The sequence below is a fragment of the Spirillospora sp. NPDC049652 genome (assembly GCF_040675125.1).
Taxonomy (GTDB): domain Bacteria; phylum Actinomycetota; class Actinomycetes; order Streptosporangiales; family Streptosporangiaceae; genus Spirillospora.
In genome coordinates this window covers 1-2679 of record NZ_JBFAOF010000948.1, presented here as the reverse complement: position 1 = coordinate 2679, position 2679 = coordinate 1, and the positions used below count along the sequence as shown (strand labels likewise).

The following is a 2679-nucleotide window of genomic DNA, read 5'->3' as shown; positions in this document are numbered from 1 at the left end:
GACAAGCCCGCCTCGGTCGTCGCGCTGCGGCCGTCCACCGGGGAGATCCTGGCGATCGCGAACAAGCCGGGCGGGCTGAACCGGGCGCTGCTCGGCCACTACCCGCCGGGCTCGACGTTCAAGGTGGTCACGGCCGCCGCGCTCGTCGCGGGCGGGATGGACGCGAGCACCCCGGTGCCCTGCCCGGCGACGATCAACGTCGGCGGCCGGACGTTCAAGAACTACCAGCACGAGGACTTCGGCACGGTCCCGCTGCGGGAGGCCTTCGCGCACTCCTGCAACACGACGTTCGCGAAGCTCGCGGTGGAGAAGCTCGGGCAGCGGAAGCTGACGGAGGTGGCGCAGCAGTTCGGGTTCAACGCGCCGGTCGTGGGCGGGCTGCCCGCGGTCCGGGCGGCCTTCCCGGGCGCCAAGGACGACACCGCGTTCGCCGCCGAGTCGTTCGGCCAGGGCGAGGTGCTGACCAGCCCGCTGAACATGGCGAGCGTCGCCGGGGCGGCGGCCGACGGGACGTGGCGGACGCCCCGGATCGTCCCGGCCGACCTCGCGCCGCAGGCCGCCGACGCGGCCGGGCGCAAGCCGGAGCCTCCGCACCGGCTGGACCCGGCCGTCAAGACGGCGCTGCACTCGCTGATGCCCGCGGTCGTCTCCGAGGGCACCGCGCGCGTCGTGAACTTCCCGTCCGGGACGGCGGGCAAGACGGGGACGGCCGAGTTCGGCGGCGGCGACAACCCGCCCACGCACGCCTGGTTCATCGGCTACCGCGGCGACCTGGCGTTCGCGGTGATCGTCGAGGGCGGCGGGACCGGCGCGGAGGCGGCGGCCCCGATCGCCGCGGCCTTCCTGAAGTCGGTGTCCTGACCGGTCTCCGGGCGCGGGCCGGCGGCGTTGAACGGTTGTTGATCGGGTTCGGGCAGTCTGAGGTCAGACGGGCCGGGTGCGAATGACGGTCGACCTCGTTTCTTGGCGGGGGCGGGGTCAGGATCTCCGTCGGCTACGGGCGCGCCCGGCCCGACCCCCCAGTGTCGGGTGCCGACGGGTACGTCCCCATCTGTCGGTGCGGGCGACCCGCCGGCACCCGCCACCTACGGGCGCGGGAAGTGTCCTTCCGGCCGTCACCCCGCCAGGCTGGCGCGGACGGCCTCCGCCTCCGGGACGCCCTGCTCCTCGAAGATCCGCAGCGCCTCGGTCCAGTGCGTCCGGGCGGATTCCGGATCGCCGCGCGCGGCCAGGGAACGGGCGAGGGCGTCGAGCGCCATCCCCTGCCCCCACGGGTCGCCGGTCTCGCCGAGGACGGCCAGCGCGCGCCGGGCGTCCGCCTCGGCCCGCTCGGCGTCCCCGAGGTCCAGCCGGGCGAGCGCGACGCGGAACAGCGCCAGGCCCTCCCACGCGCGGTAGCCGCCCGCCCGGAAGTGCTCCAGCGCCTCCAGGTGCAGGCCGAGAACCCCGGCGTGCCCCCGGACGCCCCGGAGCACGACTCCGGCCTGGTAGAGCGCGTAGCCGATGCCATAGGTCCCCCCGAGTCCGCGATGCAGCGCGAGCCCGGCGGTCACGGCTTCGGCGGCCTCCTCGGCGCGTCCGACGTCGAGCAGCGAGCGGCCCATGGCGGCCAGCGTGACGCCCTCGCCGTGCCGGTCGCCGTGGGCGCGGAACGCGGCGAGCGCCTCGCGGTCGAACCCGAGCGCCTCCTCGGGCCGTCCGCGCAGGTAGGCGCAGTTGCCGAGGCGGCTGAGCGCGTCCGCGGCGGTCCAGGTGTCGCCGGTCTCGCGGGCCCGCCGCAGCGCGACCCGGCAGACGGCCTCCGCCTCGGCGATCCGGTTGGCGAGGTAGTAGAGCCAGCCGAGCAGCAGGTGGGCCCGGCCCTCGGCGCGCCGGTCCCCGTGCTCCCGCGCGGCGTCGATCACCGCGTGCGCCGCCTGCTCGCACGCGCGGGGGTGGAACCCCGAGTTGACCAGCGTGTCGGTGAGCAGCAGCAGGTCGGCGGCCGGGCCCGTCAGCCCGGCGCGCGCGGCCTGCCCGATCAGGGCGAGGAGTCCGGGGGCCTCGGTGAAGAAGCGGTCGCGGGCGGCGGCCTCGTCCGGGAAGGACACGCCGAGCGCCCCACCCGCCTCGGACACGCTTCCCGTCCCGGACACGCTTCCCGTCCCGGACACGCTTCCCGTCCCGGACGCGCCTCCCGCCCGGGACACGCCTCCCGCCTGGGACACGCCGTGCGCCGCCGCCCGTCCGTCGCCGGGATGGATCGCCAGGTGCGCGGCGCGGGCGGTGGTGAGGCAGTGGTCCACCAGGCGGCGCAGCGCGGCGTCCCGCTCGGCGGCGGGCTCGTCCGCCTCGGCGCACTGCCGCGCGTACAGGCGGAGGAGGTCGTGGTAGCCGTACCGGCCGGGCGCGGGCGAGCGCAGCAGGCTGGCCCGCTCCAGCGCGCGGCACAGCTCGGCGGCCCGGCCGTCAGGGACGGCGAGGACGGCCGCGGCGGCGGGCACCGAGAAGGACGGCCCGTCCGGCAGCGCGAGCAGCCGGAACGCGCGTCGCGGCCCGGGGCCGAGGCGGCTGTAGCCGAGCTGGAACACCGCCTCGACGGCGAGGTCGGCGACGCGCAGCTCGGCGAGCCGGCGGCGCCGGTCGGCCAGCCGGTCCACCAGCGACCGGATGGTCCACGACGGCCGGGTTCACCGCCCG

General features: G+C 77.0%; 2 protein-coding genes. One reads left to right on the top strand and one right to left on the bottom strand.

Translation table 11 applies throughout. The annotated features are described in order from the left end of the window. Positions 1-861: penicillin-binding transpeptidase domain-containing protein (locus AB0J52_RS35270; protein WP_500187254.1), on the top strand; the 861-nt coding region annotated here is incomplete at its 5' end. Positions 862-1115: 254 nt separating this feature from the next. On the opposite strand, the gene AB0J52_RS35265 is transcribed toward AB0J52_RS35270, so the two are convergent. Beyond that, complete coding sequence (locus AB0J52_RS35265) at positions 1116-2639, bottom strand: tetratricopeptide repeat protein (protein WP_500187253.1); 1524 nt, start codon at positions 2637-2639, stop codon at positions 1116-1118. Positions 2640-2679 lie beyond the last annotated feature (40 nt).